Below are 16,194 nucleotides of genomic sequence, written 5' to 3'. Positions count from 1 at the left end.
TGGGGGCGCGCCTGCCTCCTCCCCGGCGGGCGGGCACGCGTCCGGCAGTGGCACCGGGCGTGCGGCGTCCGGGGCCACGCCGGTGAACGCGGAGTGCCGGCCCGCGCCGGGGCCCTCCGCTTCCCGGCGGCAGGGCGCCGTCGCCGGAGTTCCGGACGGGGAGCCTCCCGGGGCGGGCGCAGAGGGGGCGGCCTCCCCGGGGCGGCAGGCCCGTGCGGGGGCCGGGGGCGGGCTATGCCTGGTCGGGGCCGGGGACGATCAGGTCCACCATGCGGTCCACCAGGGGGCCGGCGGCGTCGTCGGCGAGTACCGCGGGCAGGGTCAGGTGCTCGATGAACAGACCCGTCATCGCCAGGTAGAGCGTCACCACGGTGGTCCGGTCGCCGGGGAAGCCGCCCTCCAGGTGTGTGCGCACGTTCTCCTCCAGCGTCTCCTTGATGGTGCGGGTCAGCTCCTCGCGGATGCCCGGGTGGCGGTTGGCCTCCAGCCGGAGCTCCAGCAGCGCCAGGTAGCCGTTGCGGTTGTGCTCGATGCGCCGCAGCAGGTCCTGCATGCCCAGCCGGGTCTGCTCCCGGGACGGCAGGGCGTTCGTGAACCGGTCCATGAACTCGTCGGTGGGGGTCAGGCGCACATGGACGTGCGCGCCCGCCTGGAGCAGGAGCTCGGCGCGGTTGGCGAAGTAGTTCGACGCGGTGCCCTTCGGCACCTCCGCGCGTGCGTCCACCGCCCGGAAGGTGAGCCCCCGCGCCCCCTCCTCGGCCAGGACGTCGATGGCCGCGTCCAGGAGGGCGCGCCTGCGTTCGGGGTTCTGCCGCATGGTCTCGGTCTCCAGTCGTCGGGAAGGGCTGCTTGCTGCAACCACTTTAAGTGTAGTACTTTAGGTGAAGTGGTCAAGAACGACTCAGGGGAGAACACCGTGAATATCGACCTCATCGGCATGGCGGTGCTCTGCGACGACCCGCGCGCGAGCGCCGAGTGGTTCGCCGAGCACATCGGCTTCGAGATCGGCGCCGACATCGGCTGGTACGTCAACACCCAGCACGCCCAGCACAAGAACCTGTCGCTGGACTTCGTCCGGCGCGACCACGCGTCCCTCGCCGAGGGGATGCTCGGCAGGACGGTGGCGGGGACACTCGTCGCCTTCCTGGTGCAGGACGCGGACGCGGAGGAGAAGCGGCTGAGGGAGGCCGGCCTGGAGATCGTCCTGCCCCTGGTCAGCGAGCCCTGGGGGCAGCGCCGCTTCCAGGTCGCCGGCCCCGAGGGGCTCTTCGTGGAGATCCTCCAGCTGGTCGCCCCCGACCCGCGGTGGATGAGGGACAACGGCTTCGCGCCGGAGTAGCGCACGCGGGACCGGCCGGGGGAGCGCCGCGGGACCGGCCGGGGGAGCGCCGCGGGACCGGCCGGGGCGACCTGTCCCGCGGCGTGCGCACCGGGCGCCGGATCAGAAGTGCTCGGCGAGCGGCCCCAGCACCGGGACCCACTCCTGGGCGGAGACCTCCGCCACCAGGCCCTGGATCCGGAAGGGGTCCTTCTCGGTGTGGGCCACCGCCTCCTCGCGGGAGCCGGCCCGGAACAGCAGCAGTGCGCCGGGGGCCTCCTCGGGGCCGAACGGGCCCGAGCACAGGTTGACGCCCCGCTCGGAGAGCCCGCCCAGGTACTCCCGGTGGGCCGGGCGGTGCTCGTCGCGTGCGGCGGCGCTCCCGTCGGCGTAGGTGTAGGTGACGGCGAAGACGGCCATCGGTTTCCTCCCGTAAGGCGTGGTCAGGCGGTGGGCACCGCTTCCGCCGCCACTGTGCCACAGGCGGTCCCCGGGGCGCCGACCGGGTTCCGGCCGCCACCCGGACCCCGGCACGACGGGGCACCGTCACATCCGGGCGAGGGCGTGCTCCCACACGAACTGGACGGCGGCGACGCCGAACCAGACGGCGGCGGTGACCGCGGCCGCCGTCAGTACCCCGGTGACCAGGTAGACGGTGACGGCGATCGTCCGGCGCGCGCCCCGGTGCCCGGGGGTGCGGCAGCTCATCGGCCGCCTCCCACGCGCTCGGGCCGGGGCGGGGCGGAGCCGAGGGGCACGGGCGCGCCGCGCGGTGCGGTCCCCGCCCCGGAACCGGGCGCGGACCCGGCCAGCATCCCCGCGAACGCTGCGGACTCCCCGGCCAGCACCCACCGCAGCAGTGCGGAGAGGCTGGGGTGCGCGGTCCCGGAGTCGTCGGCGACCGACGCCGTCAGGAACACCCGCACCTCCCCGAAGTCGGCCGCCGCGTCCCGCAGAAGGTTCCCGAGTCCCAGGGTCCGTGCCGCCCACTCCTCCGGCGGCATCCCGCCGGGCGCCGCCGAGGTGCCGCGGACCAGGTCTCCGCGGGTGACCACCACCGCCAGACGGGTCCGCGCACGCCGGGGCCGCAGTCTGCGGCCGGACATGCGGTACTGGCGCCGGATCTCGTCGCGCACCGCCCCGTACGCCAGTTCGGGGTCGCGGACGCGCGAGCGGTGCCCGGACAGGCGCGACCGCTCCCCGGCGGTCATGGACCGCCACACCGCCTCGACGCCCAGGGGGTCCACCACCAGCACGAACGTCGACGCCTGCCCCAGATAGGTGAGTTCCTCGGTGGTCGCCGACCGGTTGAACCGCTCCCCGGCCGCGTCGTACACCTGGAGGAGGAGGGTCCGCCCCTCGGCCCCCACGCGTACCGTCAGCCCGCGGACCTCGCGCCCCGGGGGAGTGGGGCCGGTCCGGTGGGCCGCGGTCAGGAGCCGCTCGCTGTCGCGCAGCCGCCGGACGGTCTCCTCGCCGACGGGCTCCACGTACGCCTCCCGTGTGCCCCGCGCGGCCTGGGCCAGCGCCAGGTTCATCCCCGCCACCAGGCGGGTCTTGCCCGCGCCCGCGCTGCCGAACAGCGGCAGCACGAACTCCCGGGCCTCACCGGGCCGGTGCTCCAGGCCCCGGTCGCAGTGCGGGCACAGCGCGTCCAGGTCGGCCGAGCCCAGCAGGAGCAGCGTGGGGAGCCGGGCCCCGCACAGGCACCGGCGCCGCAGCAGCCCCCGGAGCCCCGGGCGGATCGCACCGTGCCTGCGTCCGCACCGTGTGCACAGGTACGCCGGGTAGCCGAGCCGCAGGAAGCAGCCCGGGCACACCATCCGCACCCGGCGGACCACCAGCAGGCCGGCGTCCACGACCCGCAGCACCCCCACGAACGTCCATGCCGCCGCCAGGTACGCGGCCACCACCAGGGCGTGGACCGCGAAGTGCGCGCCCAGGAGCACCCCCCACAGGGCCGACGCGGCCCAGGTCCGGCCCACGATCGTCCGCAGGTCCCACCAGGCGGGGCCCCCGTGGTAGGCGCGGTGGGCCGGGTCGTCCCCCTCGCCCGGGGGCGGATCCTCGGGGCGGCCGCCACCGAACATCACCTCGTGCGTCCGGCGAAAGTACAGGCCCGTCAGCACGGACCCGCCGACCACGGCGGCGGCGACGCCCAGGGCGACGACGGCGCTCACCAGGAACGCCAGCAGCCACCAGCGCAGGACGTAGACGACCACCAGCCCGAGCACCGCCACCGACGCCGCGGCCGCGCAGCCCGTCCCCAGGTCCGCCCGGCCCCCGTCCCGGCGCGGCCACAGCTCCCCCGCGAACCCCGCGGCCCGCGGCCGGCCGGTGCGGCCCCGCCGAGAGGGCGGCGCCCCGTGCCCGCCCGCCCGCCGCCCTCCGGCGCCTCCGCGCGTCCGGGCCGCCGCACCGCCCGGGGGCGCGGAGCCCTCGGCGCCCGCGGTCGCGCCTTCGCCCGTGGGACCGCTCACGTGTGCCGCCCGCCTGCCCGGCGACCCAGCCCGAACCGTCTCCGCTCCCGTTCCCCGCGCCGCCGCCGAACCCACTCGTCGAACGCCGCCGCCCCCTCCCGGGGCAGCTGTCTGCGCACCCCGGCGAGGTGGCGGCGGCGCCACGCCGCCACGGCGGGGGAGAGCACCGCCGCGTCCAGGCGCCCCCCGCGCTCGTGCCCCGCCAGGTCCTCGTGCCCCGCGGCCAGGTACACCGCGGCCGCCGTCGCCGTGTCGGGCCGGTCGTCGGCCAGCCGGGCGGCGACCACCCCGCAGAAGGCCCCGAACACGTCCTCCGGGCACCCCCGCAGAGCCGCGGCCAGCGTCCCGGGACTCCGCCATCCGGACAGCACGTCCACGACCGTCCGCCGGGCGACGGCGTCCACCGCCGGGTGGACCTCCACGAGCGCCCGGTACACGGCGGCGAGCCGCTCCGGCCCGTGCTCCTCCCCGGCCCGGTGGAGCCCGGCAAGGAGGGGGCGGACCTCCGACCACTCCACCGCCACGCGCTGCCCCGCCACCGGCAGCCGGTCGCGCAGCCAGTGCCGGGACACCTCGTCCACCAGGTCCCGCCACGCCCGCTCCCCGTCCGGCGCGGGCGCGGCCACCATCGCCTCGGCCACCCAGCCGCCCACGCCCGGGGACACCAGGACACCGGGGCGCATCGCCCGCAGGGCCAGCAGGGCGGAGTGCGGCCCGTGCCCGGGTCCCCACACCTCCGTCAGCAGGGCGTCGTCCAGATCGTGCTCGGCCAGGCCCGGAGCGTTCGACGCCCGCCCCTCCCGGCGCACCGACACCACGTACGCCAGCAGCCCCACGGGGTCGGAGCGGTCGTCGGTACCCAGGCGGCGCAGCTCGCGAAGGCGCGCGCTGGCCCCGTCGCGGTCGCCGGCGAACAGGGCGCCGGCCGGGCCGACCGCCACGTCCGCGAGCCGGTCGGGGGGCAGGGCCGCCAGCCGCTCCGCCGCGCCGCGCCGCACCTCGTGGTGGTGGGACAGCAGGACCGCCACGGCGGGATCGGGCCACGCCGCCCGCGGCGCCCCGCCCCGCCGCCCGGGGGCGGGGGCGGCTCCCGCGACGCCGGGCGCGGAGGGACGGCCGAAGCAGGGGTCCGCCAGCAGAGGGGCGACAACCTCGCGCCCGTACCTCTCCAGGCTCACCGCCGACGGTGCCAGCCCTCCCGCGCGCGCCCATCGCAGCAGTTCCAAGGCCCGGTCGGGGGCGACCCCGCCGCCCCCAACCCCGCCGCGCCGGGCTGCCGCGTTCACGCCGGGCGCCCGCGCCGGGGCAGCCTCCGCCCCGGGCCGCCCGCCCCCCGGCGCCCCGGCCTCCGGACCGGTCCCGTCCGGTTCCGTCCCGACCCGTGCGGACCGACCGGGCGAGGACTCCTCGGAAGGCTCGCCGGCCAGGAGCTCGGAGATGCGCTCCCGCGCCGCCGCGCGCACCGCGTCCGACCGCATCGGCGCGACCCGGGGAGCGGCCCCGCCCCCGGCGATGCCGTCCAGGGAGCGGTGCACCAGGACGCGCTCGATCCGCTCGGTGACCTCGTCCGCGCCCACCCGGTGGGCCAGCCGCTGCAACCCGGCCAGCGCCCCGTCGTCCAGCGCCCCGGCGCCGGAGTCCAGGACCCGGGCGACCAGCGACGCCGTGTCCCCGGGGGCGAGCCACTCCACAGCCTCCGACAGCCACTCGCGGACGGCCCGCAGGTCCTCCGGGCCCAGCGGGTCGCCGGCCAGGGCCGCCGCCGCGGCCAGCACCGGGCGCCAGTCCGCCAGGCGCCGCTCCCTCCCCGACGCGTAGGGGGCGGCCCCGCGCCACAGACCCACCGCTCCGCGGGACCCCGCGCCGACCAGCCGGGCGGCCACCGCCCGCGACCGCTCGTCGGGTTCGGGCAGCCGCCCGGGGGAGTCCGACCCCGGGGCGTGCACGGTGAACCGGTCCTCCCACGGCGAGGTGTCCGACCCCGGCGGCACCCCGATGACGTGGACCGGCGTCCCGTCCGGGTCGGCGCCGTACGTCGCGAACGACAGCAGCCGCGCCCGCTCCGGCGGCATCAGGTGGGTCAGCGCCGCCACCCAGTGGGCGACGGAGGCGCTGTCGGCCACGAGCACGAGGGGCCGGGCGCCGTCCACGGCCCCGTCCGCGCAGACCAGCAGCCGCACGACCGCCTCCGGGGGCAGGCCGCGCGCCCAGGCCTCGGTCCGGCGCCGGTCCAAGGGGCCGCGCCGCACCTCCAGCACCGGGAGCCCGGTACCGCGGACCGGTGCGTCCGCCCAGAAGCGGGCGCCCCACAGCTCGGCCGGCAGCGGGCCCCCGTCCCGGACACCGCCGGCCCCGTCGCCGTCCGCCGCGCCTCCGGCGGGGACCAGGCTGTGCGCGAAGTAGTTGCCCGGCCGCCCCGAGGGGTCGTCGCCGCTGGACACGACCCGGCTCACCACGGGGACCCCGCCCAGGTCCGGCGCGTAACAGAGGTTGACGGGGTGTGCGGCGACCCCGGCGGGGGAGGACCGGCGCGGCGGCTCGTAGACGGTGAACCGCTCGACCTCCCTCAGCACCCGGGGGTCCACCCCGGGCGTGGCCGCGTTGAACTGGTATCCCGCGTACCCCGACAGGCCGTGTTCGCACGAGGTGTAGTAGAGCTGAGCGAAACCCATCGGCGCGCCCTTCCGGTCGTTCTGGTCTTTCGCGGGGGATCCTGCGGCCGGCGGGCCGGCCCTGCGGGTACGCCTCACCGGGTCGGCCGCGGGTCAGGGGCCCTCCCGGGAGGGGACCACCCCGAACTCGCCCAGCATCCACAGGAACGGGTCCGCGACCCGGTAGGGGCGCACCCCTCCCCGGACCCGGTTCCCGTCGTCGGGGGCGCAGCCCAGCGCGGACACCCCGAAGTAGCGGGCGTTGCGGTAGTGGTTGCGCACGTGCCCGTCGATCCCGCCGCCGTCCCACCGGTGCAGGAGCTGCTGGACCTGGGCGTGCACGTCCTGGCTGTCGGAGTCGTCGAAGAACGGCTCCCCCGGCTGGGGCCGGTGCAGGGGGGACCCCGCGTCCAGCTGGCCGTGCAGCGCGTCGATCTTGGTCAGGCACACCGCCATCGGAACCCGGATGAGCCGGCCGGCGGCCCCGGGCCGCTTCAGGAGCAGGTCGGTGACCCTGCCCAGCATGTCCAGCGGCCGTCCCGCGTTGCGGCCGGGCGCGGGCATCCTCGTCCCCGCCGGGGCGAGCCTGCGCGCGCCCTCCATCTGGAGCGGGTCCAGCAGCAGGATGACCCCGTCGGCGTTGTTGAGGTACCGGAGGTTCGCCTCGACGCTCTCCTCCGACGTCAGGTCCTCCCCGGCGGTGTCGAAGAACGACAGCAGGGTGTGCCGGGGCCGCCGTCCGGTCAGCCCCCGCCGGGGCGCCGTGAACCGGAACACCAGCGGCTCACGCGTGGTCCCCGTGCGCCGGGTGGCGCCCAGGAGCCGCTCCTCCTCGTACAGCGGGGTCTCGTAGTCGGCCCGGAACCGGTGGCGCGTGTGGTCGTCGGAGCCGCCCACCGAGGCGCCGAACCTGGCGCCCACGCGGTTCATCAGCTCGTGGATGAGCACCGTCATGAACACGGTCTTGCCCGCGTCGCGGGCGCCGACCAGGGCGATCAGCCGGCTGCGGGTGCGGCCGAAGTTCACCGGCAGCTGCGCGTGGCAGGTGGCGCACACCTGTTTGCCGGTGGTCGACGAGCACTCCGGGCAGACCGCGAGGGCCCGCCGCCCGTCGGCCCCGAACACCGGGGGGAGCAGTTCGCGGCGTCCCAGGTGGGTCCGGACCGCCGTGTCCTCGACGGGGGCGCAGACCCTCCCGCCGGGGCCGGGCCGCCCGGTGCACCGGAACCGGATCAGGCGCTCGGTGAAACCCGAGTAGCAGTAGGGGCACACGAGGCGTCGGCCGTCCAGGGGGTTCAGGGCGTGCAACGCGGTCGGGGCTCTCACAGGCGCAGCTCCTTCACCGAGGGCTGGCGCAGGCGCGCAGCGCGGTCGTCGTCGGCGGCGGCGAAGCACATCAGCCAGCCGGGGCCGGACCCCCGGGGAGGCCTCACGCGCACCGACACCCGCTCGCCCGCGTCCAGGCGCCGGGAGGGCAGGGTCGCCAGGACACGCCCCTGGGCCCCCGAGTGCGGCTGCACCTCCCCCTCGGCGTAGACCACGGACACCTCGGGCATGGCGCAGGCCCGGTCCGCGACCAGGTGGACGACGCGTTCGCGCCGCAGCAGACCGGCCGTCTCCACGCGGTAGGAGATCACCGCCCGGCCCGGCACGGTGACGGACACGGGAGCGCCCACCGCCTCCTCGCCGCCCGTCACCACGACGGTGCGGACGCTCACCCGCACCGGGTCGGATCCCATGGCGGCCTCGAAGCCGCCGTCCGCCCCGTACTGGCGCCGGGTGCACCGCGCGCTCCCGGACCCGTCCGGTCCCCGCGTGTGCTCCGGCCCCCCAGGGGTCTCGGGCGTCCAGGAGACCAGGGCCGCGGCGGCCTCGTCCGGCCAGGTCCACCCCAGCCGGACCGAGGTGTCGAAGCGCTCCGCGCGCAGCCCCCCGACCGGCGGCGCGGTCGCGATCCGCACCGAGCGGCCCACCACGGCCCGGTCGCCGGCGACCGTCACCGCCAGCACGTGGCTGATCCCCGCGCCCAGGAGCAGCTCCGCCCGCTCGCGTCCGGGCCCGGGGTCCCCCTCCCGGACCGGTTCCGGCCCCGGTACAGGTTCCGGTTCCGGTTCCCGGACCGCCTCGGGGCCGTGCGCGGCCGCCTCGTCGGGACCGACCACCGCTCCCGGCTCCCACCTGGACGGCTCCGGGCCCACCCTCAGGACGACCCGGCCGCGGGGCGGCCGGGTCCAGTGGACCCGCACCCCCGTGCCGCCGTCCGCCGACACGGCCAGGTCGAGCACCGGAGGGGGCGGAGGCCCGGGGGTCGCCCGGCGGACGAGCCCCTCCGACGCACGGGCGTGCCCGTTCGAGGTCAGGTAGACCGCCCGCACCCGGTAGAAGTACTCCGCGTCCGGGCGCACGTCGCGGTCCCGGAACCCGGCGCCGTCCGTCTCCACCCTGACCCCGTCGCCCGGCCCCCTCGGCGCTGCCCCCTCGCGCCGCCACGCGTCCACGCGCACCGCCTCCGCCGGGGCCTGCCACGAGGCGGTCACCGACGCCTCGCCCGCTCGTACGCGCAGGTCGCAGACCTCCGGCGTGATCGTCACCGGGGAGGTCTCCACCGGCTCCGACACTGCGCGGCCGCCGTGCACCGCCACCACCGCGTAACGGGCGTCCGTGCCGACCGGGGCCTCGGTGTCGGTGATCTCGGTCCCCGACAGCTCGCCCACGGCGACCTCGCGCGCGGTCCCGGCCCGGCCGGTCCGCCGCACCACCCGGTAGGTGACCGGACCCGCCGGGCCCGGAACGGGCTGCCACGACACGACCACGTCGCGGCCGTCCACGCGGGCGCGGGCTCCGCGCGGCGGCATCGGCTCCACGTCTTCGAGTCCGTCGGCCAGGGCCTCGTCGTCGGCCGCCTCCACCGCCGCGGTGAGGGTGCGCGCGGCCTCCTCGCCCTCGTGGCGTCTGCGGTCCTGTGCGTTCCAGGGCATCGTGCCGTGCCGCTCCCCTCGCGCTCGTGGTGGTCGTCGGCGTCGTCCGGGGGCTCCGCGGAGCGGAACCCCCGCCGGGTCAGCCGGAGGCGCGGATCATGGCGACGGCCTCCTCGGCCCGCTCCGCTCCCGCCCTGCCCGTCCCGCCGATCCGTCCGTCGAAACCGGTCGCCCGCCCGCTCGCCGGGTCCCGGCCGCGCACGTGGAGCAGGCCGGTCCCGGTGAGGTGGAACCTGATCCGGAAGGGGGTCCCCGCCGGTCCGTGGGGAAGCCCCGGGAGCAGTGCTTCACCGATGCGGACGCGGTGGTCCGGGGAGGGGGCGGTGTCGTCGCCCACGGCGTTCCCGGCGATGGCGGCGCGCCCGGCGGCGACCTCCGCCGACCCTCCGCCGTCGTGCGACCCCATCCGATTCGCCTTTCGCCTCCGGAACGACCACGGCGCAGCGCTGTCACGGCGCGGCCGGTGTATTCCGCGATCATACTCGCGGAGGCCTTCGCCGACGGGGAGAACGCACGCGACACATTCCCGGGGTCGCGCATGCCCCCGGAGGGATTGTTCCGGCCTTCCACCTGCGCTTTCGTGTGCCATCCGAAAACGTCCGATTATGCACTGAAGAGCTTTATATGGTGCTCATGAGGCTCTGGAAATATGTTTTTCGGCGATCGTGACAACGGTTTGCGAAGGGACGTGCGACGGACGACGTTCACGCGGTTCTCCCCCGGACCGGCAGCGGCCGGAGCCCGGGGGCGGTCGGGCCGGGACGCACGGCGGACGGGCCCGGCCGCCGCCGGGCTCCGGGCCCGTCGGGCGGCGTGCTCAGGACAGGGCGCGGTCCAGGCGGCTGCCCAGGTCGTGGGCGAGCAGCCGGATGTAGGTCTCCGTGATGTGCCCGGCGTCCCGGTAGATCATCACGTTGCCGATCACCGCGGGGCACGCGCCGTCGACGCAGAACCGGTCGCTGAGGTCGAGCATGTGCGCCTCGTCCCCCAGCGCGAGGACGGCCTCCTCCTGCGGGTCGGCGTGCTCGAAGGCCTCACCCTCGGACACCTCGCAGCGCTCCGGCTGGTCGAGGTTGGCCGACACGCACTCCACCACGTCCCTCTGGTGGCGGGGGGTGTCCCGGATCGCGACGATCGGGCCCGAGACCTCGACCACGTCCCGCCACAGGCGGTGCATGCCCTCGGCGATCGCGGTCTTGCCCTCCTCGATCGTCTCGGCGCCGAAGGGGCGACTGGTCGTGGAGGAGCTGGTGAAGACCAGGTCCGGGGCCAGCTCCGCGAACTCCTCCACCACCCCCCGGTTCCACTCCCGGCACTCCTCGTAGGCGCCGCCCTCGGCGTCCGCGGTCATCGTGTCCGTGAACGCGCAGGACGACTTCGTGTAGAGGAACAGCCGCCAGTCCCTCTCCTCGGCCATCTCGTGGAGGGCGGGGAACCACTGGGCGCTGTGGGAGTCCCCGACCACCGCCACCGTCGTCCCGGCGTCCTCCGCCCCGTACACGCACTGGGCCGACGCGGGGTCGCTGTCCTCCTTCGACGCCTGGCAGTCGTCGTCGTACAGCAGGGGCAGGTCGTCCTCGGCCCTGACCGGGGAGGGGTACGTCCACTCCCCCTCGGAGTCGGCGGACCGGCCGATCGCGGCCGGGCCGGTGTGCACCGACGGGTCGAACGTCACCGACCCCGACCGGTCGACCTGCAGGTACGCGGCTCCGCCCACCGCCGCCACCGACACCATGCCCGCGGTGGCCACGGCCAGCGCGGACCGTCCGCTCCGGACCAGGCCCCGGTCGCGCACCGGGTCCTCCACCCACACCTTCGTCGCCCACGCCAGCAGCACGGACAGACCCGCCACCACGACCGTGTCCAAGGGGCCGAGCCCGTCCCGGCCGGTGAGGACGAGCGCGAAGACGATGAGCGGCCAGTGCCACAGGTACAGGGAGTAGGACACGTCCCCCACCCACCGGGCCGGCGCGGTGCCCAGGAGGGCCGACGCGGTCAGGCGGCCGGACCCCTGCTCGGCGGCGATCACCGCAGCGGCGCCCAGGACCGGCAGTGCCGCCGCCCAACCGGGGAAGGGGGTGGCGTCGTCGTAGGCGACGGCGGAGGCGACGACGGCGGCCAGGCCCAGCCAGCCCAGGGGGGCGCGCACCCTCTCCGGCAGGCTGCCGTGGGCCAGGCCCACGGCGAGCAGTCCGCCCACCGCGAGCTCCCAGGCGCGGGTCGTCGGCAGGAAGTACGCGGACGCCGACTCCTGCGAGGTCAGCACCACCGAGCAGGCGAAGGACAGCACCAGCACCGACCCCAGGAGCACCGTGAGGGCGCGGGCGGTGGTCCGCCAGCGCCGCCGCGTGAGCGCCCACACCGCGAACAGCAGCGGCCACACCACGTAGAACTGCTCCTCCACCGACAGCGACCAGAAGTGCTGGACGGGGCTGGGCGGCGTGTCGGAGGCCAGGTAGTCCACCGCCTGCCGGGCCAGGTAGAGGTTCTCGACGTAGAGCGCCGAGGCCGCCAGCTGCCAGGCCGTGTCGGTGAGCCTGGTGATCGGCAGCACGAAGAACGAGAGGACGCCCGTGCCCAGGAGCACGACCGTCGCGGCGGGCAGGAGCCTCCGGACGCGGCGCACGTAGAAGCCGCGGATCGACACGCGTCCGTGCGCCGTCGCCTCGCGGTACAGCAGCGAGGTGATGAGGAAGCCGGAGATGACGAAGAAGACGTCGACGCCGACGTAGCCGCCCGGAAGCAGGGCGGGGTTCAGGTGGTAGACGAGGACCAGGAGGACGGCGACGGCACGCAGTCCCTGGACCTCGGGGCGGAACCGGCGTTCGGCCCCGGGAGGTGTGGCAGGCATTCGGTGTGCTCCGCGAGCGGGTTCGGGGACGGGCGACCGGAAGGGCCGCGGAACTGGTGATCGCATTCTGTTATGTTCCGGCGACCTGTGTGGTGTTCCAAGGCAACACGAGGGGAGGTGTTCGCCCAACCTGGGCAGAGCGGACACCTTCCCGTGACCGGATGTTCCCCACACGGCCCCCGGGCTGGTGTGTTCCCGGCACGCGCGCTCCGGATCTCGGGCACACTGTCCTGTACGGACGCCGCCCCGCCGACGGCGCCGCGACCCCCCGTCGCGGCGTTCCCGGCCGCCGGGCCGCGTCCGCCCACCAGAGGGCACCGGTCGGGCACCGTCCGCCGCGGCCTCGCCGCGAGAGGAGGCGCACCGTCACCCCCGTCACCCGAGCACGCCTGATCGCCGCCGCCGCGGCGGTGGCCCTCGTCCCCGGTCTGCTGTACCCGCTCGTCGGCCCCTGGGCCCTGCTGTGGGCCCCGGTCGTCCTGCTGTGCCTGGCGGCCTACCTGTCGCGTTCCGGCGGAGCGGAGGAGCGGTCCGGGGCGTCGGACCCGCCCGAGCCGGAGGCGGGGCCCGGGGCCGAGGGGCCCGTTGGCGCGCGGGGCACGCGGATCCGCCCCGTGGCGCTTCCGAGCGCCGTCGCCGACCACGACCTGTACTTCTCCGCGACGGTCCACTGGCGCTGGTCCGGCCACGTGGACCTGGGCCTGCGCAACCCGGTCGCCCCGGCGGTCCTCGCCGTCGTCACGCGGGCGTCGGACCTGGTCAGCGGGACCGACCCCGCCCGTGAGGGGACGGCCGAGTGCGAACTCGCCGCCCTGCTCGCGGTGGAGAAGGCCGTCCTGGGCAGCGGGATCGTGGTGTGGGCGGAGGACGTGAGCCTGCGGCTGGCGGACGAGGACGCGGAGCGGCTGCGACGCCTCTCCGCGCTGCGCAAGGACGCTGCGCTGCGAGACGCGATACGCGACGCCGAGGAGGAGTTGGAGGAGGCCGCCGCGGTGGTTCCCCCGACGCGCCCGGGCGTGTACCCGTTCGGGGAGGCCGACCCCCTGGACGCGCCGTTCGGCGAGGGGGGCGGCGTCGCCGATCCGGTCGGGACGCCGGACGAGCACGCGCTCGGCGACGGGCCGCCGCAGCCCGCCGGGCCGGGCAACGACGTCGACAGCGAGGGCTTCGAGAGCTACTGGTGGCCCGCCGAGACCGAGGGCCACGAGGCAGCCGAACGCGACGTCCAGGTCGCGATCATCCGGAGCCTGGTCGACGCGGTCGAGGACGAGGCAGCCCGGGCCGAGTTCGCGCGCGAGCAGGTGCGGGTCCTGGGGCTCGGCGGCTTCGACGACGTGGCGGTCCGCGTCCGCGAGGCGTTTCCCGGGCTCGACGGCGGCACGGGGCAGCGCACCGGCTCCTTCGACGCGCCCCACTGAGCGGGGTTCCCGCCCCGGACCCGCCGGGGGACGGGTCCCGGGCGCCGGCGCGGCAGAAAATCTCGTGAGGGCGCGGGAGCCGGCCACGGGGGCTCCGAGCTGCGGTGATCCCGCCCGGCTCCCCTCCTCCGGCGGATCCGGGTACGCCGCCGTACGAGCTTTCCTCAAAGAAACCGCATCATTACCACACGTTGGGGTAGCAAGGCAGATGAGCATGAAAAAAGTATCTTTTTCGTGATTATTTCTCCCTTCCGTACCGCACGTTCCCTGTGAGGACGGCGAGGAGGCGCAGGGCACCGCTCACGGAGCGCGGCCCGTCGTCCTCCGACCGGCGAGGGCCCGCGGGCCCCGCCGACGGTGGGAGCGCGGTCGGCGCACCGCGGGGGCCGAGGACCGGGGACAGACTCGGTAGGGAGCCCTCGGGAGAACGACCCCGGCGCCCTTCGGCGCCGCGATGAGGTGACCGCGCCCGGGAGATCTGCGGTGACGACGCCGCCACGAACCGACCGAGACAGCGCGGTTCCGCGCTGACGAGGAGGAGAACCGTGATGAGGAACCCCCTGAGGAAGGCCAGGAGCCTGACCGCCAAGTGGGCTCCGTCGGCGCGACGGCGACCCGCCGCCCGCACACCCCTGGCACGCGGACGCAATCCGCTGGCGCCGGGGCGCAACCCGCTGGCCCGTGGAGGCGGCCCCCTGGGGCGGCCCGGCCGCCCCGTGCGGACGCCCGGCCCCGGGAACCCGCTGCGGTTCCCGGCCGGCAGGACCCCTCCGCGCGGCCGCCGGCCCCGCAGGAGCCCCCTCAGCTGGCTCAGCGGCCTCGCCCGGAGCCGAAGGATTCGGTGACCCGGGACGACGCCGCACCGGACTTCCCGCGTTCGGGTGCCCGCCCGGCACACTGAGGCCGAACACAGCGGGAAGGCACGGCCCCGCACGGTACCCACCGTGCGGGGCCGTCCCGCGTCTCCGTCCCCGTCCCCGTCCCCGGGACCTCCCGACCGGGCGCCGGCCCGGCCGCACACGGGAACCCCGCCCTCCCCACGGATCCCCGCGGGAGCACACCGGCGCAGGCCCCGGCGACGACCGCGCGCACCCTCGCGGAGAGCACGGCGCCGCGGGCGGCGTCCAGGGGGTGGTCGTCGATCTCGCGGGCGGCGCGGCGCAGCACCGACTCCGCGGAGCGCAGGTCCCGGACCGCCGCGCCGGACACGCCGAAGCCCGGCCGGGAGACCGGCCGGGCTTGCCGTCCGCGAAGCTCGCGACGGGGCCCGCTCTGCTGTGCGGCCCTACTTCTTGGCCTCTTCGAGCCTGAGCGCCACCCCGAGCGCGAAAAAGGTCGGCGCCCACTCACCGACGAACAGGCCCTTGCGCTCGGCCGCGTCCTTGCCGGCGTCCTCCTTCTTCTTGGACGCCAGCCACGTCAGAATGGTCAGGCCGATGGACGCTGCGCCCGCGCAGTAGGCCATTTCGGAGGTGACGCCCAGTTCGGACAGCTTGCGGATCATGTCGTCTCCCTTGTGGTCGCGGACCTTGCTCGTGCCGCACTCGTGCCGCTGCCCGGGTCCGAGCCGGGACAAACCCAAGGGAGTGCGAGGAATGCCGTGGGGGACCTGGGCCGACCGCGCGCGGCGCCGCCTCCGGAGCCGGACGGAGCACCGCAGGGAAGGGCCCGGAACCCCCGCTCCGGCGGGCCCCGGCGGGGAGCGTGGCATCCTGGGAGCGACAGGAGCCCGCCCGAGGAGGAAACGCACCGCATGAGCATCGACGCGCGCCGGGCCCGGACGACTCCCGTCCTCGGGTCGCTCGCCGAGCCCACGAGCCTCCGCTCCCGGGTGACCCAGGTGCTGCGCGAGGCCATGGTCGCCGGGGAGCTCGCACCCGACACCATCTACTCGGCCCCGGCGCTGGCCGAACGCCTCGGCGTCTCCGCCACCCCGGTCCGGGAGGCCATGATGGAGCTGACCCGGGAGGGCCTCGTCGAGACGATCCGGCACCGCGGGTACCGGGTGGTCGAACTCGGCGACGTCGCGCTCGACGAGATCATCGAGCTGCGAGCCCTCATCGAGGTCCCGACCGTCGGCCGTGTCGCCGGGACGGCCACCGCCGAGCAGGTCGCCCGGCTGCGCCCGCTCGCGGACCGGCTCACGGAGACCGCCGAGTCGGGGGAGCTCCGAGAGTTCGTCGCCGCGGACACGGCCTTCCACCTCCAGCTGCTCGCCATCGCGGGCAACGCCCGGATCGTCGAGGAGGTGCGGCGCCTGCGCGGCATGTCGCGCCTGTCGGCGCTGCGCCGCCTCCACCAGGAGGGGCGCCTCACCGCCACGGCCCGGGAGCACCACGCCCTGCTGGACCGTGTCGAGGCCCGCGACGCCCCGGGCGCGGAGGCGCTCATGAGGCACCACCTCGGGCACGTGCGCGGGGTCTGGGCGGGCCTCCCCGAGTCCTGACACGGCCTCCGCGACGGCGGCGGTCCGGGAACCGACCAGGTCACGAGGGTTT

The 16,194-nt window shown here is 76.2% G+C and carries 13 protein-coding genes; 3 read left to right on the top strand and 10 right to left on the bottom strand.

What is annotated here, in order from left to right; all coding sequences use genetic code 11:
• Positions 1–232: 232 nt before the first annotated feature.
• On the bottom strand, positions 233–862 hold the full coding sequence (locus tag ACWGL3_RS07915) for a TetR/AcrR family transcriptional regulator (protein WP_344183541.1): 630 nt from the start codon (positions 860–862) through the stop codon (positions 233–235).
• Between the two features lie 54 nt (positions 863–916).
• Here ACWGL3_RS07915 and ACWGL3_RS07910 point away from each other — a divergent pair, with 54 nt between their 5' ends.
• Entirely contained in the window at positions 917–1,339 is a 423-nt protein-coding gene (locus ACWGL3_RS07910) for a VOC family protein (protein WP_267946119.1), read from the top strand.
• A 102-nt stretch (positions 1,340–1,441) separates the two neighbouring features.
• Here ACWGL3_RS07910 and ACWGL3_RS07905 read toward each other — a convergent pair whose 3' ends face one another.
• From ACWGL3_RS07905 to ACWGL3_RS07870, 8 genes are all read right to left on the bottom strand, one after another.
• Positions 1,442–1,738, bottom strand: coding sequence for a YciI family protein (locus tag ACWGL3_RS07905; RefSeq protein WP_452461078.1), 297 nt, complete (start codon positions 1,736–1,738; stop codon positions 1,442–1,444).
• Between the two features lie 126 nt (positions 1,739–1,864).
• Positions 1,865–2,026 (bottom strand): hypothetical protein, encoded by a 162-nt coding sequence (locus ACWGL3_RS07900; protein WP_267946117.1) that lies wholly within the window; start codon positions 2,024–2,026, stop codon positions 1,865–1,867.
• A complete protein-coding gene (locus ACWGL3_RS07895; protein ID WP_452461077.1) occupies positions 2,023–3,798 on the bottom strand; it encodes a TRAFAC clade GTPase domain-containing protein in 1,776 nt (591 codons plus the stop codon). The genes ACWGL3_RS07900 and ACWGL3_RS07895 overlap by 4 nt, the downstream gene beginning before the upstream one ends.
• A complete protein-coding gene (locus ACWGL3_RS07890) occupies positions 3,795–6,470 on the bottom strand; it encodes a GTPase-associated protein 1-related protein (RefSeq protein ID WP_452461076.1) in 2,676 nt (891 codons plus the stop codon). Before ACWGL3_RS07890 ends, ACWGL3_RS07895 begins: the two co-directional genes overlap by 4 nt.
• 93 nt (positions 6,471–6,563) lie before the next feature.
• Entirely contained in the window at positions 6,564–7,775 is a 1,212-nt protein-coding gene (locus ACWGL3_RS07885) for a TRAFAC clade GTPase domain-containing protein (protein ID WP_267946114.1), read from the bottom strand.
• On the bottom strand, positions 7,772–9,427 hold the full coding sequence (locus ACWGL3_RS07880) for a fibronectin type III domain-containing protein (protein ID WP_267946113.1): 1,656 nt from the start codon (positions 9,425–9,427) through the stop codon (positions 7,772–7,774). The genes ACWGL3_RS07885 and ACWGL3_RS07880 overlap by 4 nt, the downstream gene beginning before the upstream one ends.
• 79 nt (positions 9,428–9,506) lie before the next feature.
• Entirely contained in the window at positions 9,507–9,833 is a 327-nt protein-coding gene (locus ACWGL3_RS07875) for a hypothetical protein (RefSeq protein ID WP_267946112.1), read from the bottom strand.
• Between the two features lie 411 nt (positions 9,834–10,244).
• Positions 10,245–12,278 carry an acyltransferase family protein gene (locus ACWGL3_RS07870; protein WP_452461075.1) on the bottom strand — a complete coding sequence of 678 codons (2,034 nt, stop codon included), beginning with the start codon at positions 12,276–12,278 and terminating at the stop codon, positions 10,245–10,247.
• 410 nt (positions 12,279–12,688) lie between these two features.
• Here ACWGL3_RS07870 and ACWGL3_RS07865 point away from each other — a divergent pair, with 410 nt between their 5' ends.
• Positions 12,689–13,696, top strand: a complete 1,008-nt coding sequence (locus ACWGL3_RS07865) for a hypothetical protein (RefSeq protein WP_452461074.1) — start codon at positions 12,689–12,691, stop codon at positions 13,694–13,696.
• Between the two features lie 1,285 nt (positions 13,697–14,981).
• Here the strand turns inward: ACWGL3_RS07865 and ACWGL3_RS07860 are convergent.
• Positions 14,982–15,200 (bottom strand): hypothetical protein, encoded by a 219-nt coding sequence (locus tag ACWGL3_RS07860; RefSeq protein ID WP_267950482.1) that lies wholly within the window; start codon positions 15,198–15,200, stop codon positions 14,982–14,984.
• 249 nt (positions 15,201–15,449) lie between these two features.
• Between ACWGL3_RS07860 and ACWGL3_RS07855 the strand changes: the two genes are divergently transcribed.
• Complete coding sequence (locus ACWGL3_RS07855; RefSeq protein ID WP_267946109.1) at positions 15,450–16,142, top strand: GntR family transcriptional regulator; 693 nt, start codon at positions 15,450–15,452, stop codon at positions 16,140–16,142.
• Positions 16,143–16,194 lie beyond the last annotated feature (52 nt).

The sequence above is a fragment of the Nocardiopsis sp. NPDC055824 genome (assembly GCF_053616335.1).
The sequence above is the reverse complement of the archived record's forward strand: the minus strand, read 5'-3'. Positions and strand labels throughout refer to the sequence as shown.